Annotated in this window: 28 protein-coding genes; 16 read left to right on the top strand and 12 right to left on the bottom strand. The window is 64.7% G+C overall.

The genetic code is table 11. From position 1 onward, the window contains the following. Window positions 1-6: 6 nt before the first annotated feature. A complete protein-coding gene (locus VGR99_RS35650; RefSeq protein WP_326904636.1) occupies window positions 7-759 on the bottom strand; it encodes an SDR family NAD(P)-dependent oxidoreductase in 753 nt (250 codons plus the stop codon). Window positions 760-907: 148 nt separating this feature from the next. Here VGR99_RS35650 and VGR99_RS35645 point away from each other — a divergent pair, with 148 nt between their 5' ends. After that, window positions 908-1,813, top strand: a complete 906-nt coding sequence (locus VGR99_RS35645; protein WP_326904635.1) for a LysR family transcriptional regulator — start codon at window positions 908-910, stop codon at window positions 1,811-1,813. Window positions 1,814-1,832: 19 nt separating this feature from the next. Here the strand turns inward: VGR99_RS35645 and VGR99_RS35640 are convergent, their stop codons facing one another. Both VGR99_RS35640 and VGR99_RS35635 read right to left on the bottom strand, forming a co-directional pair. After that, complete coding sequence (locus VGR99_RS35640) at window positions 1,833-2,474, bottom strand: glutathione S-transferase (protein ID WP_326904634.1); 642 nt, start codon at window positions 2,472-2,474, stop codon at window positions 1,833-1,835. A gap of 297 nt (window positions 2,475-2,771) precedes the next feature. Further along, the gene (locus VGR99_RS35635; RefSeq protein ID WP_326904633.1) at window positions 2,772-3,323 is read right to left on the bottom strand and encodes a cytochrome b; all 552 of its coding nucleotides are present in this window, start codon (window positions 3,321-3,323) and stop codon (window positions 2,772-2,774) included. Window positions 3,324-3,496: 173 nt separating this feature from the next. Between VGR99_RS35635 and murI the strand changes: the two genes are divergently transcribed. From murI to VGR99_RS35595, 8 genes are all read left to right on the top strand, one after another. Then, entirely contained in the window at window positions 3,497-4,288 is a 792-nt protein-coding gene (murI, locus tag VGR99_RS35630) for a glutamate racemase (protein ID WP_326904632.1), read from the top strand. Between the two features lie 61 nt (window positions 4,289-4,349). Beyond that, window positions 4,350-5,123: an HpcH/HpaI aldolase family protein gene (locus VGR99_RS35625; RefSeq protein ID WP_326904631.1), complete on the top strand. Its 774-nt coding sequence runs from the start codon at window positions 4,350-4,352 to the stop codon at window positions 5,121-5,123. A gap of 170 nt (window positions 5,124-5,293) precedes the next feature. After that, window positions 5,294-5,677 (top strand): cupin domain-containing protein, encoded by a 384-nt coding sequence (locus tag VGR99_RS35620; protein WP_326904630.1) that lies wholly within the window; start codon window positions 5,294-5,296, stop codon window positions 5,675-5,677. Window positions 5,678-5,781: 104 nt separating this feature from the next. Then, a complete protein-coding gene (locus VGR99_RS35615; RefSeq protein WP_326904629.1) occupies window positions 5,782-6,549 on the top strand; it encodes an acyltransferase in 768 nt (255 codons plus the stop codon). A 201-nt stretch (window positions 6,550-6,750) separates the two neighbouring features. After that, the gene (gene rpsD / locus VGR99_RS35610; RefSeq protein WP_326904628.1) at window positions 6,751-7,368 is read left to right on the top strand and encodes a 30S ribosomal protein S4; all 618 of its coding nucleotides are present in this window, start codon (window positions 6,751-6,753) and stop codon (window positions 7,366-7,368) included. A 114-nt stretch (window positions 7,369-7,482) separates the two neighbouring features. Beyond that, the gene (locus VGR99_RS35605; protein ID WP_326904627.1) at window positions 7,483-7,710 is read left to right on the top strand and encodes a hypothetical protein; all 228 of its coding nucleotides are present in this window, start codon (window positions 7,483-7,485) and stop codon (window positions 7,708-7,710) included. Next, window positions 7,689-7,991, top strand: coding sequence for a type II toxin-antitoxin system RelE/ParE family toxin (locus VGR99_RS35600; protein WP_326904626.1), 303 nt, complete (start codon window positions 7,689-7,691; stop codon window positions 7,989-7,991). Before VGR99_RS35605 ends, VGR99_RS35600 begins: the two co-directional genes overlap by 22 nt. Before the next feature lie 36 nt (window positions 7,992-8,027). Continuing rightward, entirely contained in the window at window positions 8,028-9,095 is a 1,068-nt protein-coding gene (locus VGR99_RS35595) for a threonine aldolase family protein (RefSeq protein WP_326904625.1), read from the top strand. 103 nt (window positions 9,096-9,198) lie between these two features. Here the strand turns inward: VGR99_RS35595 and VGR99_RS35590 are convergent, their stop codons facing one another. From VGR99_RS35590 to grxD, 4 genes are read right to left on the bottom strand one after another with little or no spacing between them, the layout of a single operon-like run. Next, window positions 9,199-10,464: a serine hydrolase domain-containing protein gene (locus VGR99_RS35590; protein ID WP_326904624.1), complete on the bottom strand. Its 1,266-nt coding sequence runs from the start codon at window positions 10,462-10,464 to the stop codon at window positions 9,199-9,201. Between the two features lies 1 nt (window position 10,465). Further along, window positions 10,466-11,752 carry a serine hydrolase domain-containing protein gene (locus VGR99_RS35585; protein ID WP_326904623.1) on the bottom strand — a complete coding sequence of 429 codons (1,287 nt, stop codon included), beginning with the start codon at window positions 11,750-11,752 and terminating at the stop codon, window positions 10,466-10,468. Window positions 11,753-11,798: 46 nt separating this feature from the next. Then, window positions 11,799-12,350: an O-acetyl-ADP-ribose deacetylase gene (locus VGR99_RS35580; RefSeq protein ID WP_326904622.1), complete on the bottom strand. Its 552-nt coding sequence runs from the start codon at window positions 12,348-12,350 to the stop codon at window positions 11,799-11,801. A 3-nt stretch (window positions 12,351-12,353) separates the two neighbouring features. Beyond that, window positions 12,354-12,680: a Grx4 family monothiol glutaredoxin gene (gene grxD, locus VGR99_RS35575; RefSeq protein WP_008139425.1), complete on the bottom strand. Its 327-nt coding sequence runs from the start codon at window positions 12,678-12,680 to the stop codon at window positions 12,354-12,356. Window positions 12,681-12,921: 241 nt separating this feature from the next. On the opposite strand from grxD, the gene egtB reads away from it, so the two are divergent. Both egtB and egtD read left to right on the top strand, forming a co-directional pair. After that, window positions 12,922-14,220, top strand: coding sequence for an ergothioneine biosynthesis protein EgtB (gene egtB, locus VGR99_RS35570; protein ID WP_326904719.1), 1,299 nt, complete (start codon window positions 12,922-12,924; stop codon window positions 14,218-14,220). 63 nt (window positions 14,221-14,283) lie between these two features. After that, a complete protein-coding gene (gene egtD / locus VGR99_RS35565) occupies window positions 14,284-15,255 on the top strand; it encodes an L-histidine N(alpha)-methyltransferase (RefSeq protein ID WP_326904621.1) in 972 nt (323 codons plus the stop codon). A 193-nt stretch (window positions 15,256-15,448) separates the two neighbouring features. Here the strand turns inward: egtD and VGR99_RS35560 are convergent, their stop codons facing one another. Together VGR99_RS35560 and VGR99_RS35555 are read right to left on the bottom strand one after the other, a co-directional pair. Then, the gene (locus VGR99_RS35560) at window positions 15,449-16,642 is read right to left on the bottom strand and encodes a low temperature requirement protein A (RefSeq protein ID WP_326904718.1); all 1,194 of its coding nucleotides are present in this window, start codon (window positions 16,640-16,642) and stop codon (window positions 15,449-15,451) included. Window positions 16,643-16,669: 27 nt separating this feature from the next. Further along, window positions 16,670-16,906, bottom strand: coding sequence for a BolA/IbaG family iron-sulfur metabolism protein (locus tag VGR99_RS35555; RefSeq protein ID WP_008139419.1), 237 nt, complete (start codon window positions 16,904-16,906; stop codon window positions 16,670-16,672). 198 nt (window positions 16,907-17,104) lie between these two features. Between VGR99_RS35555 and VGR99_RS35550 the strand changes: the two genes are divergently transcribed. Together VGR99_RS35550 and VGR99_RS35545 are read left to right on the top strand one after the other, a co-directional pair. Then, window positions 17,105-17,464, top strand: coding sequence for a DUF427 domain-containing protein (locus VGR99_RS35550; protein WP_326904620.1), 360 nt, complete (start codon window positions 17,105-17,107; stop codon window positions 17,462-17,464). A gap of 67 nt (window positions 17,465-17,531) precedes the next feature. Further along, the gene (locus VGR99_RS35545) at window positions 17,532-18,635 is read left to right on the top strand and encodes an alpha/beta hydrolase (RefSeq protein ID WP_326904619.1); all 1,104 of its coding nucleotides are present in this window, start codon (window positions 17,532-17,534) and stop codon (window positions 18,633-18,635) included. A gap of 19 nt (window positions 18,636-18,654) precedes the next feature. Here the strand turns inward: VGR99_RS35545 and VGR99_RS35540 are convergent, their stop codons facing one another. Continuing rightward, window positions 18,655-18,828: a DUF1328 domain-containing protein gene (locus VGR99_RS35540; protein WP_148773053.1), complete on the bottom strand. Its 174-nt coding sequence runs from the start codon at window positions 18,826-18,828 to the stop codon at window positions 18,655-18,657. A gap of 179 nt (window positions 18,829-19,007) precedes the next feature. Between VGR99_RS35540 and VGR99_RS35535 the strand changes: the two genes are divergently transcribed. Further along, window positions 19,008-20,195: an acyltransferase gene (locus VGR99_RS35535; RefSeq protein ID WP_326904618.1), complete on the top strand. Its 1,188-nt coding sequence runs from the start codon at window positions 19,008-19,010 to the stop codon at window positions 20,193-20,195. 112 nt (window positions 20,196-20,307) lie between these two features. Here the strand turns inward: VGR99_RS35535 and purL are convergent, their stop codons facing one another. Next, the gene (gene purL / locus VGR99_RS35530; RefSeq protein WP_326904617.1) at window positions 20,308-22,518 is read right to left on the bottom strand and encodes a phosphoribosylformylglycinamidine synthase subunit PurL; all 2,211 of its coding nucleotides are present in this window, start codon (window positions 22,516-22,518) and stop codon (window positions 20,308-20,310) included. A gap of 185 nt (window positions 22,519-22,703) precedes the next feature. Here purL and VGR99_RS35525 point away from each other — a divergent pair, with 185 nt between their 5' ends. Continuing rightward, window positions 22,704-23,183 (top strand): PaaI family thioesterase, encoded by a 480-nt coding sequence (locus tag VGR99_RS35525; RefSeq protein ID WP_326904616.1) that lies wholly within the window; start codon window positions 22,704-22,706, stop codon window positions 23,181-23,183. A gap of 74 nt (window positions 23,184-23,257) precedes the next feature. Next, entirely contained in the window at window positions 23,258-24,223 is a 966-nt protein-coding gene (locus VGR99_RS35520; RefSeq protein ID WP_326904615.1) for a DMT family transporter, read from the top strand. A gap of 1 nt (window position 24,224) precedes the next feature. Here the strand turns inward: VGR99_RS35520 and VGR99_RS35515 are convergent, their stop codons facing one another. Beyond that, window positions 24,225-24,962 (bottom strand): tetratricopeptide repeat protein, encoded by a 738-nt coding sequence (locus VGR99_RS35515; RefSeq protein ID WP_326904614.1) that lies wholly within the window; start codon window positions 24,960-24,962, stop codon window positions 24,225-24,227. Window positions 24,963-24,992: the final 30 nt, after the last annotated feature.

The following is a 24,992-nucleotide window of genomic DNA, read 5'->3' as shown; positions in this document are numbered from 1 at the left end:
CACAACTCAGAGCTTCGAGCCGCCGTCGACGCGGATGGTGTCGCCGGTGATCCAGCGCGCGTCCGGAGAGGCGAGGAAGGCAACGGCGTCCGCGATGTCGTCGGGCTCGGCAATCCGTTTCAAGGTCTGCATGCCGAGCGTGTAATCACGCCCCGCATCGGTCTTGGCAAAGGACGACATCTCGGTCGCCACCACGCCCGGCGCCACCGCATTGACGCGGACGCCGCGCGCACCGAGCGCCGCCGCAAAATGCTTCACCAGCGTGTCGATCGCGCCCTTGGTCGCGGCATAGGCCGGCAGCGTGCCGACCACCGCATGGGCCGCGAGCGAGGAGACCAGCACGACGCTGCTGCCCTCATGCAGGATCGGCAGCAATTGCTGCACCAGGAAGAAGGGCGCACGGACGTTGACGGCAAACAACCGGTCGAAATCCTCGACCGTCGTTTCCTCGATCACGGCCGCCTTGGCGACGCCGGCATTGGCAACCAGGATGTCGAGCCGCTCGCCGACGATGTCACGCACGCGGATCGCCAGTTGATGCGGGCCATCAGGCGCGCCGAGATCGGCCCCGATGGCATCGGCCCGACCGCCGTTCTTGCGGATTTCGGCGACGACAACTTCGGCCTCCGCGGCCGCCTGTCCGTAATGCACCAGCACCTGCGCGCCGCGTTTCGCGAGCGCCAGCGCCGAGGCACGGCCGATGCCGCGCGATGCACCGGTGACGAGAGCAGTTTTTCCCTTGAGATCGGTCACGATCATTCTCCTTCGCCGGGCGCCGGCACCCTATTCCCTGCCAATCAGGTATGACGTTCGGTGCGGCGCCCTTTGCTGGAGTGCTATTTGGTGCAGGCTGGCCACTTTGAAAAAGACTTTGTAAGCTGCGGGTCATACCCAGGAGGTATGCTTCATGGAGCTGCGTCATCTCCGCTATTTCATTGCCGTCGCCGAGGAAGGCAGCCTGACGGTCGCCGCCGGGAAGCGGCTGCATACCGCGCAGCCCTCGCTCAGCCGCCAGATCCGCGATCTCGAATATGAGGTCGGCGTGCCTCTGTTTGCGCGCAGCGTGCACGGCGTCGAACTGACGACCGCTGGAAAGGCCTTCCTCGATCACGCGCGCCTTGCGCTGACGCAGGCCGATGCGGCGATCGAAGCGGCGCGGCGCGCCGGCCGCCCCGAGAAATCGCGCTTCGCGCTCGGCTTCCTCACCGGTCAGGAAATCGATTGGCTGCCGGAGGCGATGCGCGTGCTGCGCGACGAGCTGCCGAACATCGACGTGACCGTGACGAGCGATTTTTCGCCCGTGCTCGCCGAGGGGCTGAGGCGCGGCAGTCTCGACCTCGCCTTCATGCGGCGCGAGGCAAGCTCGGCGGATCTCGTCTACAAGACCGTGATCGAGGAGGCGCTGGTCGCCGTGCTGCCAAGCGACCATCGGCTCGCCAAGCTCGACCGCATCGACCTCGCCAAACTGGAGGGGACGCCCTTCGTCAACGTCTCCGACACCGCGCCCGAACTCCTCAAGATCATCAACGATTATGTTCACGCAAGTGGCCTGCCGATCGCGACGGCGCATGACGCCGACAACATCGCCATGGCGGTGTCGATGGTGGCTTCCACCCGCGGCTTCGCGCTGCTGCCGGGCTATGTACGGAACTTCCTGCCCTGGTCCGTCGTCAGCCGTCCGCTCAGAGGCAAACCGCCGACGATCGATCTCGTCGTCGGCTATCACAGGACGAATGCCTCGCCGATCCTCGCAAAATTCGTCTCGAGGCTGAGCGACCTGATCGAGCGCGCGACCAAACATATGGCGCACTGATCATGACCCGTTCTCCGGCTCAGCTCAGCAGCAGCGCCATGCCAGGATCGCCTTTCTCCATCGCACGACGATAGGCCGGACGCGCGCCGATGCGGCCGAGATATTTCACGACGTTCGGGCAGCGCTGGAGATCATAGGGCTGGAAGTAGCGCATCGTGGTGAGCGAAAAGCCGATCATGATGTCGGCGGTGGTGAAGGTCTTGCCCGCCAGATATTCGGCATCGCGCACGCGCGCATCGACCAGGTCGAAAGCGCGATCGACGCGCGCCCTGGTCGCCGCCAGCATCGGATTGTCCTCTGCGAGCTTGAGCCGGTTCAGGATCATCAGCCGGCCCATGCCGGCCTGCAGCGTGCCGTTGGCGAAGTGAAACCAGTACAGGAACTGCGCGAAATCGGCGTCGTCAGGACGAAGCGCGAGGCGGCCGTTGCCGTGCTTCGCCATGATGTAATCGACGATGGCGCCGGATTCGGCGAGCACGAGATCTCCATCGGTGATGACGGGGGCAGCCCCGATCGGATGGAGCGCCTTGTAGTCGGGCGGCGCCAGCATGGTGACGGAATCGCGCGCGTAGCGCTTCAGCTCGTAGGGAAGCTCGAGCTCCTCACAGAGCCAGACGATGCGCTCGGACTGCGACTTGCCGAGATGATGGACGGTGAGCATGACGTCTCCTGCGAACGTAAGGTGGATGACTCATCCTACTTCGTCATTGCGAGCGCAGCGAAGCAATCCAGACCGCCTCCCGCGGAAAGATTCTGGATTGCTTCGCTGCGCTCGCAATGACGGTGCGGAGAGAGCGCACCACACTCTCCTCTCGTGCCCCGGACGCAGCGCAGCGTCACTTCGACGATGCGCTGCAGAGCCGGGGCCCATACAGCCGAGAGCAAGCCATGCGGCTTGGGTCCCGGCTCTGCGCAGCAGCGTTGCACGCTGCAGCGCGTCCGGGACACGAGACGGCGCCTACCCCGCCTCGTCCGTCACCATCCGCGCCACCACGCGGTCGCGGCGGACGAAGTGGTGCCAGAGCGCGGCGACCACGTGAACCGCGATCAAGGCGAGCAGCACATAGGCGAAGAGGATGTGACGGTCCTCATAGGCGTTCGCCGCCGCGCGGTCGGGCGAGGTGAATTGCGGGACGTGAAACAGGCCGAAGAAGCTTGAATAATCCGGCGTGTGCGCGCCCGAATGCGCCCAGCCGAGCATGACGACGACGATGACGGCGAGATAGAGCGCGCCATGGCTGATGCGGGCGGCGAGCTTCTGCCAGGGCTGGCTGTCGGCCGGCAGCGCGGGCGTCGGGTTGACCACCCGCCAGACCAGCCGCAGCACGGTGAACAGCAGGATCAGGTAACCGATGTCGGCATGGATCGACCGGTAGAAGAAGCGGTCCGGCCGCGCCGGGATGTGGTTCATCCACCAGCCGAAGCCGACCATGCCGATGATCGCCAGCGCCAAAATCCAGTGCAGCCAGCGGGAAACGCTGCCCCAGCCGTTACTGGTGTTTCTGATCATGTCGGCTCCCCGGAGATTTGCGGATACGTCCCCGTCCGCAGTGCAGCATCCCTGCTGATAGCGGGAACATGCGGCAATCGCGAAATTGAATCGTTCCAAACTGGGCCGAAGCGGCCCCGTCGCAAAATCGCCCCAAAAACCGAATGGTAACCATGGGGTCTTAAGGTAGCGACGTGACCAATTCCCCGACGATCCTGGTGTTCGATTCCGGCCTTGGTGGGCTCACAGTGCTGCGTGAGGTCGTGGCCGCGCGGCCGGACGCGCATTACGTCTACGTCGCCGACGACGCCTTCTTCCCCTACGGCCACCACAGCGAGGGCGCGATCATCGCCCGCGTCGTGCCGCTGATCGGGGAACTGATCGGCACCCATGATCCTGACCTCATCGTCATCGCCTGCAACACGGCGTCCACCCTGGTCCTATCTCACCTGCGCGCCGCTTATTCCCGGCCCTTCGTCGGCACCGTGCCGGCGATCAAGCCGGCCTGCGCGCAATCGAAGACCCGCCGCGTCTCCGTGCTCGGCACCAAGGGCACGGTGAAGCGCGAATACACCAAGGCCCTGATCCGCGATTTCGCGCAGGGCTGCGAGGTGACGCTGGTCGGCTCGCCCGAGCTTGCTTCACTGGCCGAAGCCGAGCTGAGCGGCACCCCGATCAGCGACGACGCCATCCGCGCCGAGCTCGTGCCCTGCTTCGTGGGCGAGGACGCCGGCGCGCGCACCGACACGGTGGTGCTCGCCTGCACGCATTATCCGCTGCTGCTCGACCGGCTGAAGAAGCTCGCGCCCTGGCCGGTGGACTGGATCGATCCGGCGCCGGCCATCGCCCGCCGCGTGTCCGACCTGCTCGGTGCGAGCACCGGCGGCATCGCGCAGTCCGGCGCCGAGATGATCTTTACGTCGAACCGCGTGCATGGCCTCAGTGCCACGCTGACGCCGTTCTTCGGCGGGCGCGCGGTCGCCTGACTTTCCGGAGACACGGCGCGCTGCTAGGCTTCGCCGTCGCCATTCCTCCGCAGGTCATCTCATGTCGATCCAGCCAAAGCCGCTCAATCGCCTCCGCCAATTGTGGAGCGAGGGCCGCCCGGCCTTCGGTGCGATCGCGACCATTCCGAGCGTGCAGATGGTGCAGATCATGGCGCGCTCGCTCGACTGGATCATCGTCGATCTCGAGCACGGCCCGATCGGGCTCACCGAAGCCCATGCGATGATCGCGGCCACGACAGGCACGCCGTGCACGCCCTTGGTGCGGATCGCGGCGAACGAGCCGTGGCTTGCGAAGGCACCGATGGACATCGGCGCCTTCGGCATCAATTTCCCGATGATCACCAATCGCGACGAGGCCGAGAAGGCGGTGCGCAGCGTGCGCTATCCGCCGCGCGGCGATCGGCTCTGGGGCCCCTTCCACGCCCCGTTCCGCTGGGGCCAGTCGATGCCGGATTACATGGCGTCAGCCGATGACGAGATGATCTGCATGGTCACCATCGAGCATGTCGAGGCGGTCAACCGCATCGACGAGATCATGGCGACACCCGGCATCGACGTCGCCGTGATCGGTCCCGGCGATCTCGCCACGTCGATCAACAAGCGCGGCCAGATGGACGATCCGGAATTGCTCGATCTGGTCGCCCGCGCGGAAGCCGGCATCCTCAGAAGCGGCGTGCCGATCGGCGGCGTGGCGCGCACCGCCGACCAGGCCAACCAGCTGATCGACCGCGGCTACCGCGCCATTGCGCTCGGCTTCGACTGGTCGCTGTTCCAGCGCGGCATCATGGCGGCGTTCGACGGCATCAGGCGCTAGCGCACCATCCGGAACAGTGCGTAGCGGTTTTCCGAAAAAATCCTGCTTAAACAGCGACCTAAAGCAGCGATGACGCCTCATTCAAATCTCATCGCGCTTTAAGCAGGCCGATTGCTACCTTGCCGGGAACTGCGGCGCTGCTAGGGTCGGGCCGTTCCAGGGAGGAAACAATGCTCAAGAAGACTCTGCTCGCCCTTGCCTTCACCGGCCTTGCCGCTGCCGCCTTTGCCCAGCAGACCGGTATCAAACGCACCCCGCTCCAGAAGGTCGAATTTCCGGACGGCTACAACACCATCACCGCCATCGCCGAAGTCCCGGCGGGCGGCGCCGCCGGACGCCATACCCACCCCGGAATCGAGACCGGCTATGTGCTCGAAGGCGAGCTCAACCTCCTGATCGACGGTCAGCCCGAGAAAACCCTGAAAGCCGGCGATTCCTACCAGATCCCGGCAGGCGTCGTGCACGACGCCAAGGCGCATGGCGATAAGGCTATGAAAGTGCTGGGAGTTTACGTGGTCGACAAGACCAAGCCGCTGGCTTCGCCGGCGCCCTGATGCGGCGAACCGACCGGCCCCAAGCGGGTTGGTTCGTGCTAGAGCAAGCAGCGAGCGGGAACCCGCTCGCTGCACATTTTTTAATCCGCGGGAACTGGAGTGCAATGCGCGGGACGTCCAAGACCATTTCGCTGCCGCGCCGCCTGATTTGCGACCTGATGCGCGCGTCGATGGACGTGCCGTTCGTTTCGCTTTCCCGTTCGTTCAATATCCGCCCCCTGCTGGAGGCCCGCGCGGGCGCCATGGCGCCGGCCGGGTGGGCCGCGATGTTCGTCAAGGCCTTTGCCGTCGTCGCCAGGGACGAGCCGGTCCTGCGCACCGTCTACGCCAAATGGCCCTGGCCCTCGCTCTATGAGCTGCCCAAGAGCGTGGCGCTGGTCGCCATCGCCCGGGTCGAGGACGGCGAGGAATGCGTGATGCCGCAGCGAATCGCGGCCCCGGAGGCCATGGCGCTGGCCGCCGTCGATGCCGAGATCCGGCGCGCCAAGACGGCCCCGATCGACGACGTGCCGATGTTCCGAAAGATCATGCGGGCGACCCGCCTGCCGCTGCCGCTGCGGCGCCTGTCCTGGGCGGTTGGCCTCAATTTCGGCCGCCAGCGCGGCAATTGGTTCGGCAGCTTTGCGGTGAGCTCGGTGGCCGCCTATGGCGGTGGCGAGCTCCACCCGGTCACCCCTGGCCCGTTCATCGTCAGCTATGGGGTGGTCGAGCCCGACCAGACCATCCATGTCGTGATCCGCTGGGACCACCGGGTCACGGATGCGGCCCCCATCGCCCGGGTCCTGACCCGGCTGGAACAGGTCCTGAACACTGAAATCGCTGCCGAATTGCGGTCGGCCGGCGCCAAGCCGATCCGGGCCGTCGGGACCTGATTTTGCGGCCATTCGCATTGACAGAACGGCCCAAACTCCCCTAAAAGCCGCCTGCTCGCGGGCCGATTTCGGCCCGCGAAGCGTTTCGCGACCCGTGGTCTGGTCCCTTCAAGCTTTGGGGATCGGACCTGTCGGTGGCGGGCTTAAGCCTGTCACACAGGAGGGCGCGTTTCCTCAAACCACGCAACCTAAGAGGACGCGATGACTAAGCGCAGTGAGGCGAAGTACAAGATCGATCGCCGTATGGGCCAGAATATCTGGGGCCGCCCGAAGAGCCCCGTGAACCGCAGGGAATACGGCCCCGGCCAGCACGGCCAGCGCCGCAAGGGCAAGCTCTCCGACTTCGGCGTGCAGCTCCGCGCCAAGCAGAAGCTGAAGGGCTACTACGCCAACATCTCCGAGCGCCAGTTCCACGGCATCTATGTCGAGGCCAGCCGCCTCAAGGGTGACACCGGCGAGAACCTGATCGGCCTGCTCGAGCGTCGTCTCGACGCGGTCGTGTACCGCGCCAAGTTCGTCTCGACGATCTTCGCCGCCCGCCAGTTCATCAACCACGGCCACGTCAAGGTGAACGGCCGCAAGGTCAACATCTCGAGCTACCAGCTCAAGGTCGGCGACGTGATCGAGGTCAAGGAAGCCTCCAAGCAGCTCGCCCACGTGCTCGAAGCCAGCCAGCTTCCCGAGCGCGAGGTCCCCGACTATCTCGAAGTCGACCACGGCAAGATGACCGCGAAGTACAACCGCATCCCCGGCCTCTCCGACGTGCCGTTCCCGGTGCAGATGGAGCCGCATCTGGTCGTCGAATTCTATTCGCGCTGATAGTTTCGGCAGAACAACTTCAAAGGCCCCGGTTTTCCGGGGCCTTTTCGTTTGAGGCGGGCACTCCCATGTGTCAGCCCATTCGTGCTATGTTTGCACGTAGCGGAGTTGACCATGACGCGACTTCTGGACGAGGCCTTCAGCAAGGTTTCCGGCCTGCCCGATTCAGAGCAGGACGAGTTGGCGCGAGCCCTGCTTGAGCTTGCCGGGGTCGATCAGCCTCCGATCCAGCTGACGGCGGCGGAAGAGGCAGATCTCGCCGACGCCGAAGCTGAAATCGCTCGCGGCGAGTTGGCCAGCACCGACGAAGTCCGCGCGATGTGGGCCAAGCACGGGCTGTGAAGGTCCGTTACACGAAGCGGGCCCTCGCCCAGATCGATCAAGTTCTGACCTACATCGATGCGCGCTCTCCCCAGGGAGCCACCCACGTGCGCGACCGCATTGTCGCGCTCATCGCGTTGCTTGGGGATCACCCTTATGCAGGGCGGCAGACCACTCGTGCATACGTCCGTCGCTTACCGGTCAACCCTTATCCCTATCTGATCGATTATCGTGTGGCCGAGACAGAAATCGTTATTATGCGATTTCGTCACGCCGCCCGGCGTCCACCCAGAACTCGCTGACCGCGAGTGAGTGCCATTCCCTTAGGGAGCAAGTTGATGCTCTACACCCCTCCCCCGATCGATCCCAAGGCGCCGCCGGTGCGCATCAATCTGCTGTCGGACACGCAGACCAAGCCGACCGCTGCGATGCGCGAGGCGATGGCGCGGGCGGAGGTCGGCGACGAGCAGGTCGGCGACGATCCGACCGTGAATGCGCTGTGCGAGCGCGTCGCCGCGCTGATGGGCAAGGAAGCCGCGGTCTACATGCCCTCGGGCACGATGTGCAACGTCACCGCGACGCTGGTGCATTGCCGCCCCGGCGACGAGATCCTCGCGCATGAGACCGCGCATATCATCGCCCGGGAAGGCGGCGCGCATGCCGCGATCGGCGGCTTCCAGGTCACGCAGCTCAAGGGCGCGGACGGCCAGTTCACGCCGGAGACCTTCCGCAAGGCGCTGCATCCGCGCACGCGCTACCAGGCGGCGCAAACCGTCGTCAGCGTCGAGCAGACCGCCAATATCGGCGGCGGCACGATCTGGAAGAAGGCGGCGCTCGACGAGATCGTCGCGATCGCAAAACAACACGGCCTCGTTACCCACATGGACGGCGCCCGCCTGCTCAACGCCACCGTGGCGAGCGGCATCTCCCCGCGCGACATGACCGCGGGCTGGGATTCGGCCTGGATCGATTTCTCCAAGGGCCTGGGCGCGCCGATCGGCGGCGTGCTCGCGGGCACGCGCGCCTTCATCGACGCTGTCTGGCAATGGAAGCAGCGCCTCGGCGGCTCGATGCGGCAGGCCGGTGTCTGCGCGGCCGCCTGCATCTACGCGCTCGACCATCACGTCGAGCGCCTTGCCGACGACCACGCCAATGCGCGCGCCCTTGCCCGCGGACTGTCGCAGATCGCAGGGATTGAGGTGCAGGAGCCCGAAACCAATCTGGTGTTCTTCAAGCCCGACGGCGCGGGCATTCCCGGCGACAAGATGGTCGCGGCGTTACGCCAGCGCGGCGTCACGCTCGCGATGATGGACGGCCGCATCCGCGCCTGCACCCATCTCGACGTCAATGCGAGCCAGGTCGAGGAAACGATCGGATACGTCAGGGAGATCGTGCGCGGCGCGTAAGGTTCGATCTCGTAGCCCGGGTGAGCGCAGCGATACCCGGGAAATTCAAGCCGCAGAGGTCCCGGATGTCGCTTCGCTCATCCGGGCTACAAAACCACCCTCGTCACCGCCCCATCGCCTGATAGATCAGCGTCTTCAGCGCGAGCTGGATCCGGCCGCGCTGCGATGGCGTCTGCACCATGAAGATCCCGAACAGATCGTCCTCGGGATCGATGAAGAAGAAGGTGCCGCCGACGCCGTCCCAGCGGTATTCGCCAAGCGGCCACGAAGTGCCTGGCGGCACCGAGGTGCGCACGGCAAAGCCGAGGCCGAAGCCGGAGCTGCTGCCCGGATAATAGTTCTGGTCGCGCGCGACCTTGGTCTCGGGCCCGATATGATCGGACGCCATCAGCGCGATGGTCTCGGGCTTGAGATAGCGCCGTCCATCATACGTGCCGCCATTGAGCAGCATCTGCGAGAAGCGCGCATAGTCGCCGATCGTGCCGACCATGCCGCCGCCGCCTGACTCCCATTTCAGCGGTTGCCGGGGATCGCGGATCTGTGTCATCGGGCTGATCGCGCGATCCTTCGGCATCGGCTCGGCGATGCGTGGCCATTTGGCGGGATCGGCGACATAATACGCAGTGTCCGTCATCCCGAGTGGATCGAGCAGCCGCTCCTTCGCGAACGCGAACAGCGTCTTCCCCGAGATCACCTCGACGATGCGGCCGAGCACGTCGGTGGAGAGGCCGTAGTCCCAGTTCGTGCCGGGCTGTTCGGCGAGCGGCAGCGCGGCGATCTTCGCGACCAGTTCGGCATTGGTCAAAGCCTTGTTGTCGAACAGGCCGGCGTCGGCATAGAGCTTGTTCACCGGGCCCCCGCCATAATAGCCGTAAGGCAACCCGGCGGTGTGGCGCATCAGATCCTTGATCGTGACCGCGCGATTGAGCGGCTCCAGCTCCAGCGAAACCTTGCCGTCCTCGGCCTTCTTCTCGACGCCGACCTTCATCTTGCCGAAGGCCGGAATGTATTTCGAGACGGGATCGTCGAGCGAAAGCTTGCCCTCCTCGACCAGCATCATCGCCAGAACCGTCGTGACCGGCTTCGACATCGAATAGAGGCGGAAGATCGTATCCGCGCTCATTGAGATTTCGGTTGCGATGTCACGGACGCCGAAATTCTCGCAATAGACCGGCTTGCCGTGCTGCTGGAGCAGCAGGATCGCGCCCGGAAACGTTCCGGCGACGATCTCGTTGCGGATGTAGTCGGAGACCTTTGCGAGGCCCTCGGGCGAGAAGCTGTGCGCCTTGCGCGCTTCGGGGCCCGCCTTCGCACCGGCGACGCCGAACAGAAGAACGAGCGCCGCGATCAGCGCGCGGCGCCCGAACATCTCATTTCTCCATGGCTTCATAAACCAACTGCTTCAATGTCCGTTGCACACGCTGGCGCTCGGTGGGGGTCTGTTCCAGCAGGACAAAGAACATGTCCTGCTTGGGGTCGATCACGAAATAGCAGCCGGAGGCGCCGTCCCACTTCAATTCCCCGAGATCGCCGGGCGGCGGCGGTTTTGCGTTGCCGGGATCGGTGCGGACCGCAAGGCCGAGGCCGAAGCCGAAACCGTCGCCGGGGAAGTAGAAATAATCGCGATCGACGCCGGAGCCGGGGCCGATCTGATCGGTCACCATCAGCTTGAACGTCTCGGGCTTGAGGATGGTCTTGCCGTCGAGCGTGCCGCCATTGAGCAGCATCTGCGCGAAGCGCTCGTAGTCGGCCATGGTCGTCACCATGCCGCCGCTGGCGAACTGGATCTTCTTGACCACCGTCGGGTCGTTGATGCGGCCAACCCGGAAATCGCTGTCGTTCGGCACCGGCTGGGCCAGCAGCTTCTGCTTCTCGGGGTCGGTGACGAAGAAGCCGGTATCGACCATGCCGAGCGGGCCGAGCAGCTTCTCCCGTTCGATATCGATCAGCGGCTTGCCGGCCGCGATCTCCATCACCCGCGCCAGGATGTCGGTGGAATGGCCGTATTGCCACAGCGCACCCGGCTGGTTGTGCAGCGGCAGCTTGGCAATTCGCTCGGCGAACTCGGCAAGGTCGAAATCGCCGGCATAGATATTGGCCTCGCGATAGGCCTTGCGGACCAGGCTGTCGCCATAGAAGCCATAGGTGACGCCGGACGTATGGCGCATCAGGTCGAGCACCGTGATCGGCCGGTTCAGCGGCACGAGCTCGAGCGATTTGGTACCGTCATCGGCCTTCTTCTCGACGCCGACCTTCATGTTGGCGAACGACGGAATGTATTTCGAGACGGGATCGTCCAGCTTGATCTTGCCGTCCTCGATCATCTGCACCGCGACCACAGACGTGATCGCCTTGCTCATCGAGAACAGGCGGAAAATGGTCTTGTCGGTGATCGGCGCCTTGCTGGCCACGTCCTGGACGCCGAAGGCTTCGTGATAGACCGGCTTGCCATTCTGCTTGATCAGCACGGTGGCGCCGGCGATCTTGCCGGTCGCAACCTCGTTCTTGAAGAACTCGCCGATCTTGCCGAGCTTCTCCTGATTGAAATGCGCGCCGGCCGGAATCTCGTACGTGCCCTCGGCGCGCGCGAACGACATCGCGCCAAGCGACAGAAGCGCACCGCAGGCGAGCGCAGGCAATCCAGATCGTAAAATCATATCCCCTCCCCGGAACATGGCCGGCCGGAGTGTACTGACGGCGCCATCAGGCACAAGGGCTGCCGTAGCGCGCCAGAACGTCCGCGTGGAGGGCGGCGCTTGGTTCCGAGAAACAGCAGAATATGACATGCGTGACCAGCGGCGCGGCCGGCAGGGCATCAACGGTCGAATGGACCGCAATCTTCGCGGCCTGGTCGGCCGGGAAGCGATAAACGCCGGTCGAGATCGCGGAGTAGGCCAGCGAGGTCAGCCCGTTGGCCTCGGAAAGCTCGAGCGCACGGCGATAACAGGAGCGCAGCGCCTCGGCCTCGCCGCGGGTGCCGCCGTGCCAGACGGGGCCGACGGCATGGATCACATGACGCGCCGGCAGACGATAGCCCTTGGTGATCTTGGCGTCCCCGGTCGGGCATCCCCCGAGTGTCCTGCACTCGGCAAGAAGCTCGGGCCCGGCCGTCTGATGGATTGCACCATCGACGCCGCCCCCGCCAAGGAGCGACGAATTGGCGGCGTTGACTATGGCGTCAACGCCGAGTGTCGTGATGTCGGCAACGATGACCTCGAGCTCCGCGCCGCCAATCCGGCGCGACAGCACGGTCATGCGTCAGGCCGCGACGGCGACGCCCTTCTCGGAGAAGAGCTGCTGCAGCTCGCCGGCCTGGAACATCTCGCGGACGATGTCGCAACCGCCGATGAACTCGCCCTTCACGTAGAGCTGCGGAATGGTCGGCCAGTTCGAGAATTCCTTGATGCCGTTGCGCAGTTCGGCGGATTCGAGAACGTTGAGGCCCTTATAGCCGACGCCGATATGGTCGAGGATCTGGACGACCTGGCCGGAGAAACCGCACTGCGGAAATTGCGGCGTACCCTTCATGAACAGAACCACGTCGTTCGACTTCACTTCATTGGCGATGAATTCCGCGATGCTCATATCCGTGTCCTTCTGGGGCGGAGCCCTCAACGATTCCATTCGGGCCGGCTCAGCCGATCTAACCCGATACCTGCCTATATATGTAGCCCAAACCGTTGTGCATCCAAAGTAAAATGGCGGCGAACGGCCCCTGGACACCCGGCCGGGACGGCCCCGGCCCCATTACATGATGGCACGAATATCATCGCCGGGGAGGACTTTCATACCGTAACGGAGCCCCTATCTAGGACGAACCTTGGTTTTGGAACCGGGTATCGCCAACAACGTTCTCTTGTCCTGTCTGGAGAAAAACGTGACGAAACAAGCCTCCGCTACGGCCACCCCGCCGCTTTCGTCACCGTCGGCCGATTTGGGCGGCCTTGGCCGGAGGCTGGAGGCCGCGTTTCTGGCCGTCCGCAATGAGACCGAGCGCCGGGCGGCGCCGCTCTCGCCGGAGGACCAGCAGATCCAGTCCATGCCGGATGCGAGCCCGGCGAAATGGCACCGGGCCCATACCACCTGGTTCTGGGAGCAGTTTTTGCTTGGCGAGCACGCGACCGGCTACCGGCCCTTCCACCTCGATTTCGCCTTCCTGTTCAATTCCTATTACGTCAGCGCCGGCCCCCGCCATGCCCGCAATCATCGCGGCGACATCACCCGGCCCGGCGCCAGCGAGGTCGGGGCCTATCGCAGCCATGTCGATGCGGCGGTCGTCAAATTCTTCCGTGAGGCCGGCGAGGACAAGCTCCACGCCCTGGCGCCGCTGGTCGAGGTCGGCCTGAACCACGAGCAGCAGCATCAGGAATTGATGTTCACCGACATCCTGCACGCCTTCGCGCAGAACCCGGTCTATCCGGCTTACGATCCGGACTGGCGCTTTCCGTCCGCGACGCGCGCCGGCGACGACTGGCTGACGCTCAACGAAGGCATCCACACCGTCGGTCATGTCGACGACAGTTTTCATTTCGACAACGAGAAACCCGCCCACCGCGCGCTCGTCGGCCCCGTCAAGGTCGCCCGCAATCTCGTCACCAATGGCGAATGGCTCGCCTTCATGCGCGACGGCGGCTACCGGACCGCAACGCTGTGGCTGATGGACGGCTTCGCCGCGGCCAGCAAGGAAGACTGGCAGGCCCCGGGCCATTGGCGCGAGGCCGATGGCGGATGGCAGGTGATGACGCTCGCCGGCCTCAAGCCGGTCGATCCGGACGCCCCCGTCTGCCACATCAGCTATTACGAGGCCGATGCGTTTGCGCGCTGGGCCGGAAAGCACCTGCCGACCGAGATGGAATGGGAGGTGGCGGCCCGCACCAGGCAGCTCAACGATGCCTTCGGCATCGTCTGGCAGTGGACGCGTTCTTCGTACTCACCCTATCCCGGCTATCGTGCCGTCGAAGGCGCGCTCGGGGAGTACAACGGCAAATTCATGGTCAACCAGATGGTGCTGCGCGGCTCCTCGCTTGCAACTCCCGAGGGCCACAGCCGTATCACCTATCGCAACTTCTTCTACCCGCACCACCGCTGGCAATTCACGGGACTGCGGCTCGCCGACTACGACTAGCCGACGACCAAGAATCTTATCCGACGACAACCGCGCGCCGGACAGCGCGTTCAGGAGAGTATCATGAATGTGCACGCCAGCGCTTTGGCCGAAGCCCATCTCCCCGACGAGCAGACCACCGCTTTCGCCCGCGAGGCCATCGAGGACCTCTCGCAGCACCCGAAAAAACTGTCGCCGAAATATTTCTACGACGCGACCGGCTCGGAGCTGTTCGAGGCGATCACGAAGCTGCCGGAATATTATCCGACGCGCACCGAGCTATCGATCCTGAAGGAGCGCGGCAGCGAGATCGCAAGGATCATTCCGGAGCATGCGGCCCTCGTCGAGTTCGGCGCCGGCGCGACCACGAAGGTTCGCCTGCTGCTCAACCATTGCAAGTTCGCGGCCTATGTCCCCGTCGACATCTCCGGCGATTTTCTCAAGGCACAGGCCAACGGCCTGAAGCGGGATTTCCCTTCGCTCGGCATCTATCCGGTGGCGGCCGACTTCACCACGCCGTTCGAGCTGCCGAAGGCGGTTGCGGCGATGCCCAAGGTCGGCTTCTTCCCCGGCTCGACCATCGGCAATTTCGAGCCGCATGAAGCCCAGGCCTTCCTGAACAGCGCCCGCCAGATTCTGGGCAAGGGCGCGCAGATGATCATCGGCGCCGACCTCGAGAAGGAAGAGCGCGTGCTCTTCGATGCCTATAACGATGCAGCCGGCGTCACCGCGCGTTTCAACCTCAATGTGCTGGTGCGGATCAACCGCGAGCTCGGCGGCAATTTCGACCTGTCCGCCTTCACCCATCGCGCGATCTACAATCGCGAGCGGCACCGCATCGAGATGCACCTGATCAGCAAGAAGAGCCAGACCGTGCGCCTGCTCGGCACCAGCTTCTCGTTCCGCCCCGGCGAAAGCATCCACACCGAGAACAGCTACAAATACAGCATCGAGCGCTTTGCCGCGCTGGCGCAGGCCGCCGGCTGGCGGGTGCGCGAGAGCTGGACGGACGCGGCCAGGATGTTCTCGGTGCACGCGCTGGAAGTGGCGGAGTAAACGCTCCGCATTTCAGGGCGTCTCCTCGCGGCGCATCCTTCGAGACGCCCGCCGTCGGCGGGCTCCTCAGGATGAGGGCTGAGTGCGCGGCAGCAGCAGCTTCAACGGGCACCGGAGCAGATTAGCCTCATCCTGAGGAGCTTGCGAAGCAAGCGTCTCGAAGGACGAGGCGCTTGCTCAGGCTGCGCTGGATTCAGTGCTCCTCGACCTCTTCCGGCTTCGACCCCAGCGACATCGACTCCCACACCGCGACCACGATCATGATCACGCTGGTCGCGACCGACAGCCAGAGCGGCGAGAGGTCGGCGGCGAACCACCACAGCACGAGCAGCAGGATGATGCCGATGCCGTGCGAGAGCTGGAGGAAGCCGCGGATCGAGTGCTTGAACAGGATGGTGCCGATCAGGAACACCAGCGGACCACCGATCGTGCTGATGATCGTGCGCACATCGGAATGGCCAGTCGGGTGCTTCAGCACCAGCTCGTCCGAGACCGCGGTCAGGATGATGCCGGCGATGATCGGCATGTGCAGATAGGTGTAGGCGAGCCGTGCCAGACGGCCGGATTCGGTGGATTTCGAGATCCGCTCGGAGCCGGCCTCGGCGCCCTTGTGGAAATAGACCCACCACATCGCGATACTGCCGACCAGCGCCGAGACGAAAGCGAGCATGTTGTCCGCGGTCCACTCCAGCTCGGCAAAGGTCGCGCCGTTGACGACGACGGCTTCGCCGAGCGCGATGATCACGAACAGCGAGCAGCGCTCGGCCATGTGGCCGCCCTCGACGGCCCAGGCCTCCACCGACGAGAAGCCGAGCTTCGGGACCCAGAAGCGCACCGCGGGCGAGATATATTCGATCGTCAGCGCCGCGATCCAGAGCCACAGCCGCGCCTCGTCATGGGCAAGTCCCCCGAGGATCCAGAAGATCGCGGAGCAGCAGAGCCAGACCAGGATGCGGATCGCGTTGTGCCGGACGGCGGTCCGGTGGCGCGGGGTCGCCAACAGCCAGAACGCGGTGCGCCCCACCTGCATGGTCGCGTAGGCGATCGCGAACCACAGGCCGCGCCCCTCGAACGCGCTCGGGATCGTCGTGGACAGCACGAGGCCGCCCAGCATCATCAAAAAGAGCAGGATGCGGACCGGCGTCAGCTCGGGATTGAGCCAGTTGGTGACCCAGGCCGTATAGACCCAGACCCACCACACCGCGAGAAACAGCACGGTGACATGCACCGCGCCGAGCGGCGTGAAATGGTGCAGCAGCGTGTGCGAGACCTGCGTGACCGCGAAGACGAAGACGAGGTCGAAGAACAGCTCGGCATTGGTGACGCGGCTGTGCTGGTTCGGCAGGATGACGCGGAACATCGCGCCGCGCGGATTGTCCGCAGCCATCATCGTGCCCCCGGTCGCTTGATCAGATCAGGTGCCGGGTACGCCGGTTTGCAGCGCCAGCGCGTGCAGGACACCGCCCATCTGGCCTTGCAGGGACTGATAGACGATCTGGTGCTGCTGGACGCGGGACTTGCCGCGGAAGGATTCCGAGATCACGGTCGCGGCATAATGGTCGCCATCGCCGGCGAGGTCACGGATGGTCACCTCGGCATCGGGGATCGCTGCCTTGATCATCGCCTCGATATCGTGGGCGTCCATGGGCATTCGGGTCTAGCTCCTAAATCTCGGCTTCGAATCGCTTTGCCGGGGTCCGGATCTATGGAGCCAAACTTGCCGGCAGGGCCAAACTTAGCGTGAACGGGCTTCTACGTCACGCCTTCAGGCACTATATCCCTGATCCCATCAGGATAAAGGCACGACAAAGTGCCGCGCGCGGCAGATTGATCGAAAAGGCGTGAAATCATGAAGCTTCCAGGGCCGGACCACCCCATCACCATCACCCCAAACCCGAGGCGCGTCCGCGTCACGGCGGGCGATATCGTGATCGCCGAGACCAGCAAGGCGCTGACCTTGAAGGAGGCCAAATATCCGGCGGTGCAATATGTGCCGCGGGAGGACACCAACATGGCGCTGCTGGAGCGCACCGAGCGCACCACCCATTGCCCCTACAAGGGCGATGCGAGCTATTACAGCGTCAAGGCCGACGGCAAGACGCTCGACAACGCGATCTGGACCTACGAGACGCCCTATCCCGCGATGACCGAGATTTCCGGCCATCTCGCCTTCTACCCGGATAAGGTGAAGATCGAGGAAGTAGGCTAAGCTTACTGGCGCTACAAGGACGGGGCGACCATCAGGTCACCTCCCTTCGGTGGACTCTGGGCATGAGATGCCGCGCAAGGCCGCAAGACTGGTTGGGGTCTCGTTGCTGGGATTGGCCGGCGTCCTCGTCGCATTGACTGCTGCTGGGCTAGGGTTTCGCGCCTATCGCCAGCATCTTGCTGCCGAAACTCTCGCGATCCACTCGCAGAAGGGTGTGCAGGAGGGCGCGTTCGTCGATATCGGCGGCATCAAGCAATGGATTCAAATCCGCGGCGAGGACCGGGATAACCCGGTCCTCCTGTTCGTCCACGGCGGTCCCGGAGGCTCCAGCTGGCCCATGTCGTCGGGCTGGCGTCCGTGGGAAAAGCATTTCACGGTCGTGCAATGGGACCAGCGCGGCGCCGGCCGCACCTATGGTGCCGCTGGAGACGCGCTCGCGCCGGCCATGACGCTGGAGCGAATGACGCAGGATGGCGTCGAGCTGGTCGAGTATCTGCGAACCCATCTGCATAAGGACAAGATTGTCCTGGTCGGGCATTCCTGGGGCTCGTTCCTGGGCATTCACATCGTCAAGCAGCGCCCCGATCTGTTTTATGCCTATGTCGGCACGGGACAGGTGGTCGGCAGGGTGACGTTCGAGAAGTCATTCGAGCTCGCGATCACGCATCTGCAAGAGTTGGCGCAGTCCGCCGGCAACAGCGAGGCCTTGGCGGAATTGGCGCCAATTGCCGCACAGCCTCTGATGAATCCGCAGAATCGACTGGTTGTTGACAAGTGGAGCAAGGCGCTGGCGCTGCCATCGATCGAGAGCTTCCAGCTGGCGGGTCCCGTCCCGCCCCCGTTTATGCCGGATTTCTCGCTGCTGGACTGGTACAACTGGCGCAAAGGCATGGCCTTCTCCGCAAAATATCTGCGCGGACGAGATGGCCCCATGTTCAAGCGCGACGTCGCCTCGCTCGGGCTCGCGTTTCCGATCCCGGTGATCTTCATCGAGGGCGACGCGGACTACAACACGCCGAGTGGGCCGGCCGAACAACTCTTCAATCAGATCACCGCCCCGCATAAGGATTTTGTCTGGGTGCGCGGCGGAGGCCATTTCATTCCGTTCGATCGTCCCGACGAGTTCTTGGCGGAGCTGATGGCCCACGTCATGCCGTTCGCACGCGATTGAGGGCCGGCGCGGCGGCCCGCTACGCCCTGAATATCGTGAGCCCGAGTACCAGCAGCACCAGGAAGATCACGACGAAAATGTAGAACAGGAAGCGGGCGATATCGGCGGAGGCGGCCGAGATGCCGGTGAAGCCGAGCACGCCGGCCACGATCGAGATCAGTAAAAATATCAGCGCCCATTTCAGGATCGTCATTGCCAACTCCTCGAGGGCGTCGCGACTTGTGGCCCTCAACGTGTTTTGAAGCGCTAACTTCGCCGCGAGGGACTGGTTCCAGACGCATTGCGCGCGCGGTGCCTGGCGCAAACTGCGCTTGCTGAATCCGGCTCCGAACGGCACAGTCGCATTGGGGAAAGGGCGCAACCGGGGCGACCATGATCACGATGTCACATACCGCGGCGATCGGCGCAGAGGCACACGCGGCGCCGAAGGCCAAGGCGCGCAACCTGTCGCTGGACCGCGCCCGCACCTTCCTGACACTGGTGGTGCTGCTGCATCATGCCGTCATTCCCTACACCCATTTCGGTCACACCGACCCGGCCTCCTGGATCGGCTTCGACGTCGTCGTGCTCGCCACCGACAGCTTCTTCATGGCGATGTTCTTCTTCCTGTCGGGCCTGTTCACCTGGCCCGGCATCGCGCGCAAGGCGCCGTCGGTGTTCCTGCGCGACCGCCTGCTGCGGCTCGGGCTGCCGTTTATCATCGCCGCCCTCACCGTCATCCCACTCGCCTATTACGCGATCGCGCTGCGGGCCAATCCCGAGCTGAGTTTCGCGTCGTTCTGGTGGAAGACGATTACCGTCGGCCCGTGGCCGAGCGGCCCGATCTGGTTCGTCTGGGTGCTGCTGGCGTTCGACCTGACCGCGAGCCTGCTCTACCGGGTCTCCGCGCATCTCGTCGATCCCGGCAACCGCGTCTCGCTCGCGGGATTCGAACGGCCGTTCGTGTTCTGGCTGATGCTCGCGGTGGTCTCGCTCATCGCCTATGTGCCGGCGCTGCTCTATTTCGGCGGCAGCAAATGGTTCGAGCTCGGGCCGTTCTCGGTGCAGGCGAGCCGCGTCCTGCTCTACTTCGCCTATTTCTTCATCGGCGCCAGCGTCGGAGCGGCGAATTTCGATCGCGGCATCCTCAGCGCCGAGGGCCAGCTGCCGAAAAGCCGCTGGTCGTGGGTGATGATCACGCTGATCCCCTACTGCCTGATGTGGGTGATGATCTACATCAAGCGTGAAATCCTGGGGAATCCCGACCCGCAGCCGCAATGGTACCAGGCGATCTACGGCACGTTCTTCGTGCTGTTCTCGGCCTCGATCCTGCTCGCGATCCTGGCCTTCTTCCTGCACTCGAAGGCGCCGGGGCCAACCCTGCTCGACCGCATGCAGGCGGATGCCTACGGCATGTTTTTGGTGCACTACCCGATCGCGCTGTGGATCCAGTACGCGCTGTTCGATTACAGCCTGCCGGCGATCGCGAAGGCCGCGATTGGTTTTGTGCTCACGGTGATCCTGAGCTGGGGCTTGACGGCGGGCTTGCGAAAGATTCCGGGCGCGTCACACGTGTTGTGAGGCACGGCGCCCGTAGCCCGGATGAGCGCAGCGATATCCGGGAACAGTGTCAGCAAAGACCCGGATGTCGCTGCGCTCATCCGGGCTACGAGACTGAGACCGAGGCGGCGCCTTACGCCGCCTTCCCGCCCATATATTCCGGCAGCCAGCGCTCGAACGACTTGCGCAGCGTATCGATCGTGACAGGCGCTTCGCCCGCGATCGCGACGGCGTCGCCGCCGGTGGTGCCGATCCGCACGCAGGGCACCTCGCAGCCGCGCATCTTGGCGAGCACGCGGCCGGCTTCGGTTTCCGGCACGGTGACGAGATAGCGCGCCTGGTCCTCGCCGAACCAATAGGCCTGCGAGACCAGCGAGGTCGGCGCGGCCAAGAGCTTCGCACCGATGCCGCCCGCCATCGCCATCTCGGCGAGCGCAATCAGAAGACCACCGTCCGAGAGGTCGTGCACCGCGGTCGCCGTGCCCGCATGGATCATGCCGCGCACGCAATCGCCGTTGCGCTTCTCGGCGGCGAGATCGACCGGCGGCGGCGCGCCCTCCTCGCGACCGCAGATGTCGCGAAGGTAGACCGACTGGCCGAGCCAGCCGTGCGTTTCGCCGATCAAGAGGATCGCTTCGCCCTCGGCCTTGAAGGCGAGCGAAGCCGACTTGGTGAAATCGTCGAGCAGGCCGACACCGCCGATCGAGGGCGTCGGCAGGATCGCGCGGCCATTGGTCTCGTTGTAGAGCGAGACGTTGCCGGAGACGACCGGGAAGTCGAGCGTGCGGCAGGCTTCCGAGATGCCCTTCAGGCAGCCGACGAACTGGCCCATGATCTCAGGGCGCTCAGGATTGCCGAAGTTGAGATTGTCGGTGATCGCGAGCGGCTTGCCGCCGACCGCGGTTATGTTGCGCCAGGCTTCCGCCACGGCCTGCTTGCCGCCCTCGAACGGATCGGCCTCGCAATAGCGCGGCGTGACGTCGACGGTCAGCGCAAGGCCCTTCGGCCCGTCCTGCACGCGCACGACGGCGGCATCGCCGCCCGGACGCTGCAAGGTGTTGCCGAGGATGACGTGATCGTACTGCTCCCAGACCCAGCGCTTGCTGCACATGTCCGGCGTGCCGATCAGCTTCTCCAGCGCGGCACCGAGCGCCATCGGCGCCGGCACCTCGCGCGCGTGCACGACCGGCAGCGCGGCAGACGGGACATGCGGACGATCATAGAGCGGCGCCTCGTCACCAAGCTCCTTGATCGGCAGGTCGGCCATGACGTCGCCGCCATGCTTGACCACGAAGCGCTTGCTCGGCGTGGTGTAGCCGACGACCGCGAAGTCGAGGCCCCACTTCCTGAAGATCTCCTCGGCTTCCTTTTCCTTCTCGGGCTTGAGCACCATGAGCATGCGCTCCTGGCTCTCCGAGAGCATCATCTCGTAGGCGCTCATGCCGGTCTCGCGGGTCGGCACCGCGTCGAGATCGAGGTCGACGCCGAGATCGCCTTTGGCGCCCATTTCAACGGCCGAGCAGGTCAGGCCCGCCGCGCCCATGTCCTGGATCGCGATGACGCAGCCCTTCTCCATGATCTCGAGGCAGGCCTCGAGCAGCAGCTTCTCGGCGAAGGGATCGCCGACCTGCACGGTCGGGCGCTTCTCCTCGGACTTGTCGTCGAACTCGGCCGACGCCATCGAGGCGCCGTGGATGCCGTCGCGCCCCGTCTTCGAGCCGAGATAGACGATCGGCATGTTCACGCCGGAGGCGGCCGCATAGAAGATCTTGTCGGCATCGGCGAGGCCCACCGCCATCGCATTGACGAGGATGTTGCCGTCATAGCGGGTGTGGAAGCGCACCTGGCCGCCGACCGTCGGCACGCCGAAGGAATTGCCGTAGCCGCCGACACCGGCGACGACGCCGGAGACGAGATGCCGGGTCTTGGCATGCTCGGGCGCACCGAAGCTCAGCGCATTGAGGCAGGCGATCGGGCGCGCGCCCATGGTGAAGACGTCGCGCAGGATGCCGCCGACGCCGGTGGTCGCGCCCTGGTACGGCTCGATGTAGCTCGGGTGGTTGTGGCTCTCCATCTTGAAGACCACGGCCTGGCCGTCGCCGATGTCGATCACGCCGGCGTTCTCGCCCGGGCCCTGGATCACCCAGGGCGCCTTGGTCGGCAGGCCGCGCAAATGGATGCGCGAGGATTTGTACGAGCAGTGCTCGTTCCACATCGCCGAGAAGATGCCGAGCTCGGTAAAGGTCGGCTCCCGCCCGATCAGTTTCAGGATGCGCTCGTACTCGTCGGGCTTGAGCCCGTGGGCGGCAACCAGTTCGGGGGTGATCTTGGGTTCGTTCTTCATGGATTCGGGGCTTTCGGCGGCGGTTTGGCCGTTCTTAGGAACATCGGGGGGCTACGAAAAGCCCTTTATGGCGCATTTTCCCGCTGTCCCACGTTTTGCGGGCAGGCGGTCGCGGGAACAGCAATTGCACGGCGTGGACGGATCGGATTTAAGGGCTAAAGACCCGCAATTGAAGGCCCATCTCCTTGCACGAATTGACCAAAACACCCCCACCCCACCGTCCCGACCTCCATGTCGCGACCGAGGGGGAATTTACGGGCTGGCAGACCTGGATCCGCGACAGCTTTGAGAACCATATCGGCCCCTTCTGGCATCGTTTCGAGGCGGACGGCCGGGTCCGCTGCGCCTTCCGGGTCGAGAAAAAGCACCTCAACGGCTCCCGGAACGTCCATGGCGGCTGCTTCATGGCGTTCGCCGATTACTGCCTGTTCGCGATCGGCCGCCACGCCCTGCAGGGCAAGGGCGTGACCGTCAATTTCGCCTGCGAATTCCTCGACGCGGGCCATGAGGGCGAGCTGATCGAATGCACCGGCGAGGTCACCCGGGCCGGCGGCTCGCTGATCTTCCTGCGCGGGGAGATGATGGCCGGCGAGCGCCGCCTGTTCACCTTCTCCGGCACGATCAAGCGGGTGAAGCGGAAGCCGCTCCCTCAGCCAAACGCATAGCTCGGAGCTTCCCTTTTCGCGCCCCCTCGCCCAGACTTGGGCCAAGCGCACGCGCGCCGGGGAGCAAGAACAAGGTGCCGCAGAGCACATCGGGAACGGGGCGCACGGCGGCCTCCGTCGCATCGCCGCTGCCGTCCATGCCCGCCACCGGCGCGCGGAGCTGGCGTGACTATGCCCTTCTGTTCGCGCTCGCCTGCTGCTGGAGCTCGACCTATCCGCTTGCAAAACTCGCGCTGGACACCATTCCGCCCATCACCTTCATCTCGGCGCGCTCGCTGATCGCGGCCGCCTTCCTGTTCGCGATCCTGCAGATGCGCGGCGTCAGGCTGCCGACCGACGTCAAGGCCTGGAAGCTGTTCGCGACCCAGCAACTGATCAACTCGACCTTCCCGTTCCTGGTCATCACCTGGTCGCAGCAATATGTGCCGGCCTCGAACACCGTGGTGCTGGCCTCGACGACGCCGATCTTCGCCTTCCTGATCACCTCGCTGATCACGCGGCACGAGCCGGCCACGCTGTTGAAGCTCGCGGGCGCGATCCTGGGCCTTGCCGGCACCATCGCCATCGTCGGTCTCGATGCGCTGCGCGGCTTTGGCAGCGAGATCATTGCGGAGATCGCGATCCTGCTCGCCACCATCTCGTTCGCCTGCGCGACGATCTTCGGCCTCCGCCTCTCCGAATATGACCCGATGGTGGTCGCCACCGGCTCGCTGCTGTTCGGCGGCCTCGTGCTGCTGCCGCCCTCGCTGATCATCGACCAGCCCTGGACGCTGCACCCAACCCCGACGGCGATCGTCGCCACCATCGTCATGGGCATCGTCTCGAGCGCGGTGGGGCTGATGCTGTTCTACGTCTGTCTCGGCCGGCTCGGGACGCTGACGACCAACGCGCAAGGCTATTTGCGCATCCCGATCGGCGTCGGACTGTCCGTGCTGCTGCTCGGTGAGAGCGTGCCGTCGAACCTGGCGCTCGGCCTGCTGCTGGTGATGGCGGGTGTCGCCGCGATGACAGTGCCGGCGGAGAAGTTCAAGCTGCGCTAGTTCACGTCGAAAGCTGCTTCTCGGCGATCGTCAGCCATTCGGCCTGCGCCTCGCGCAGATATTTTGGCGCGCGCCGCATCTGGATCAGCAGCTCGTTGAAAACCATACGCGCCTCGGCGTTGCGGCCGACGATCTGCAGCAGCATGCCGTAGCGCACTCGCGCCTCGGCGCCGGGGAAATAGCCGGAGACGGCGTGATATTCCTCCAGCGCCTCATCGAAGCGGCCGACCTCGGCGAGCGCGCGGGCATAGAGCAGATGCGCGTCGGCGGAGTCGAAATCCGGCCATTGCTTCTGCAGATCGTCCAGCGTCACAAGCGCATCGGCCGGACGCTCCGCTGAAAACTCCGCCTGCGCCTTGCCGAACGCATAGGCGGGATCATGACCCATCGGCAGGCTCATGATGTGGTCGTAGTGCTGCTCGGCCTCACCGTAGCGCCCGATCTTCGCGCACTCTTCCGCCAGCGCCGCGCGGTTGGCGATGGTGTCGGTGGCCGCCAGGCGATCGCACAGCTCGCGATAGCGCTTCTCGGGATCGAGCCGATTGGCGACACGTTGGCGCGCCTGCCGCGCGCCGGGGCTTGAAAACCATTCCGGCACCAGCTCGACGACGATATAGGCGAGCGCGCCAATCAGCGGCACCACCAGGATGATGAAGGCCCAGGGCTGCAACCGCCCGGTCCGCGAAGCGTGATAGATCAGCGTGAGATCGAGCAGCAGAAGGACCAGAGCGACGGGCATGTGACATCCACGAGCACAACGAGAGCGCAA

The organism is Bradyrhizobium sp. (genome assembly GCF_035935975.1).
Taxonomy (GTDB): domain Bacteria; phylum Pseudomonadota; class Alphaproteobacteria; order Rhizobiales; family Xanthobacteraceae; genus Bradyrhizobium.
This window is presented reverse-complemented; position numbering and strand designations above follow the sequence as displayed.

Coding starts and splice junctions, on each gene's coding strand:
- VGR99_RS35605 (WP_326904627.1), top strand. CDS start 7,483: ATGACGCGACTTCTGGACGAGGCCTTCAGCAAGGTTTCCGGCCTGCCC.
- VGR99_RS35515 (WP_326904614.1), bottom strand. CDS start 24,962: ATGCCCGTCGCTCTGGTCCTTCTGCTGCTCGATCTCACGCTGATCTAT.
- purL (WP_326904617.1), bottom strand. CDS start 22,518: ATGAAGAACGAACCCAAGATCACCCCCGAACTGGTTGCCGCCCACGGG.
- VGR99_RS35550 (WP_326904620.1), top strand. CDS start 17,105: ATGAAGCTTCCAGGGCCGGACCACCCCATCACCATCACCCCAAACCCG.
- rpsD (WP_326904628.1), top strand. CDS start 6,751: ATGACTAAGCGCAGTGAGGCGAAGTACAAGATCGATCGCCGTATGGGC.
- VGR99_RS35650 (WP_326904636.1), bottom strand. CDS start 759: ATGATCGTGACCGATCTCAAGGGAAAAACTGCTCTCGTCACCGGTGCA.
- egtD (WP_326904621.1), top strand. CDS start 14,284: ATGAATGTGCACGCCAGCGCTTTGGCCGAAGCCCATCTCCCCGACGAG.
- VGR99_RS35585 (WP_326904623.1), bottom strand. CDS start 11,752: ATGATTTTACGATCTGGATTGCCTGCGCTCGCCTGCGGTGCGCTTCTG.
- VGR99_RS35555 (WP_008139419.1), bottom strand. CDS start 16,906: ATGCCCATGGACGCCCACGATATCGAGGCGATGATCAAGGCAGCGATC.
- VGR99_RS35620 (WP_326904630.1), top strand. CDS start 5,294: ATGCTCAAGAAGACTCTGCTCGCCCTTGCCTTCACCGGCCTTGCCGCT.
- VGR99_RS35645 (WP_326904635.1), top strand. CDS start 908: ATGGAGCTGCGTCATCTCCGCTATTTCATTGCCGTCGCCGAGGAAGGC.
- VGR99_RS35560 (WP_326904718.1), bottom strand. CDS start 16,642: ATGGCTGCGGACAATCCGCGCGGCGCGATGTTCCGCGTCATCCTGCCG.
- VGR99_RS35590 (WP_326904624.1), bottom strand. CDS start 10,464: ATGTTCGGGCGCCGCGCGCTGATCGCGGCGCTCGTTCTTCTGTTCGGC.
- VGR99_RS35540 (WP_148773053.1), bottom strand. CDS start 18,828: ATGACGATCCTGAAATGGGCGCTGATATTTTTACTGATCTCGATCGTG.
- VGR99_RS35535 (WP_326904618.1), top strand. CDS start 19,008: ATGATCACGATGTCACATACCGCGGCGATCGGCGCAGAGGCACACGCG.
- grxD (WP_008139425.1), bottom strand. CDS start 12,680: ATGAGCATCGCGGAATTCATCGCCAATGAAGTGAAGTCGAACGACGTG.
- VGR99_RS35635 (WP_326904633.1), bottom strand. CDS start 3,323: ATGATCAGAAACACCAGTAACGGCTGGGGCAGCGTTTCCCGCTGGCTG.
- VGR99_RS35545 (WP_326904619.1), top strand. CDS start 17,532: ATGCCGCGCAAGGCCGCAAGACTGGTTGGGGTCTCGTTGCTGGGATTG.
- VGR99_RS35625 (WP_326904631.1), top strand. CDS start 4,350: ATGTCGATCCAGCCAAAGCCGCTCAATCGCCTCCGCCAATTGTGGAGC.
- VGR99_RS35595 (WP_326904625.1), top strand. CDS start 8,028: ATGCTCTACACCCCTCCCCCGATCGATCCCAAGGCGCCGCCGGTGCGC.
- VGR99_RS35640 (WP_326904634.1), bottom strand. CDS start 2,474: ATGCTCACCGTCCATCATCTCGGCAAGTCGCAGTCCGAGCGCATCGTC.
- VGR99_RS35615 (WP_326904629.1), top strand. CDS start 5,782: ATGCGCGGGACGTCCAAGACCATTTCGCTGCCGCGCCGCCTGATTTGC.
- VGR99_RS35580 (WP_326904622.1), bottom strand. CDS start 12,350: ATGACCGTGCTGTCGCGCCGGATTGGCGGCGCGGAGCTCGAGGTCATC.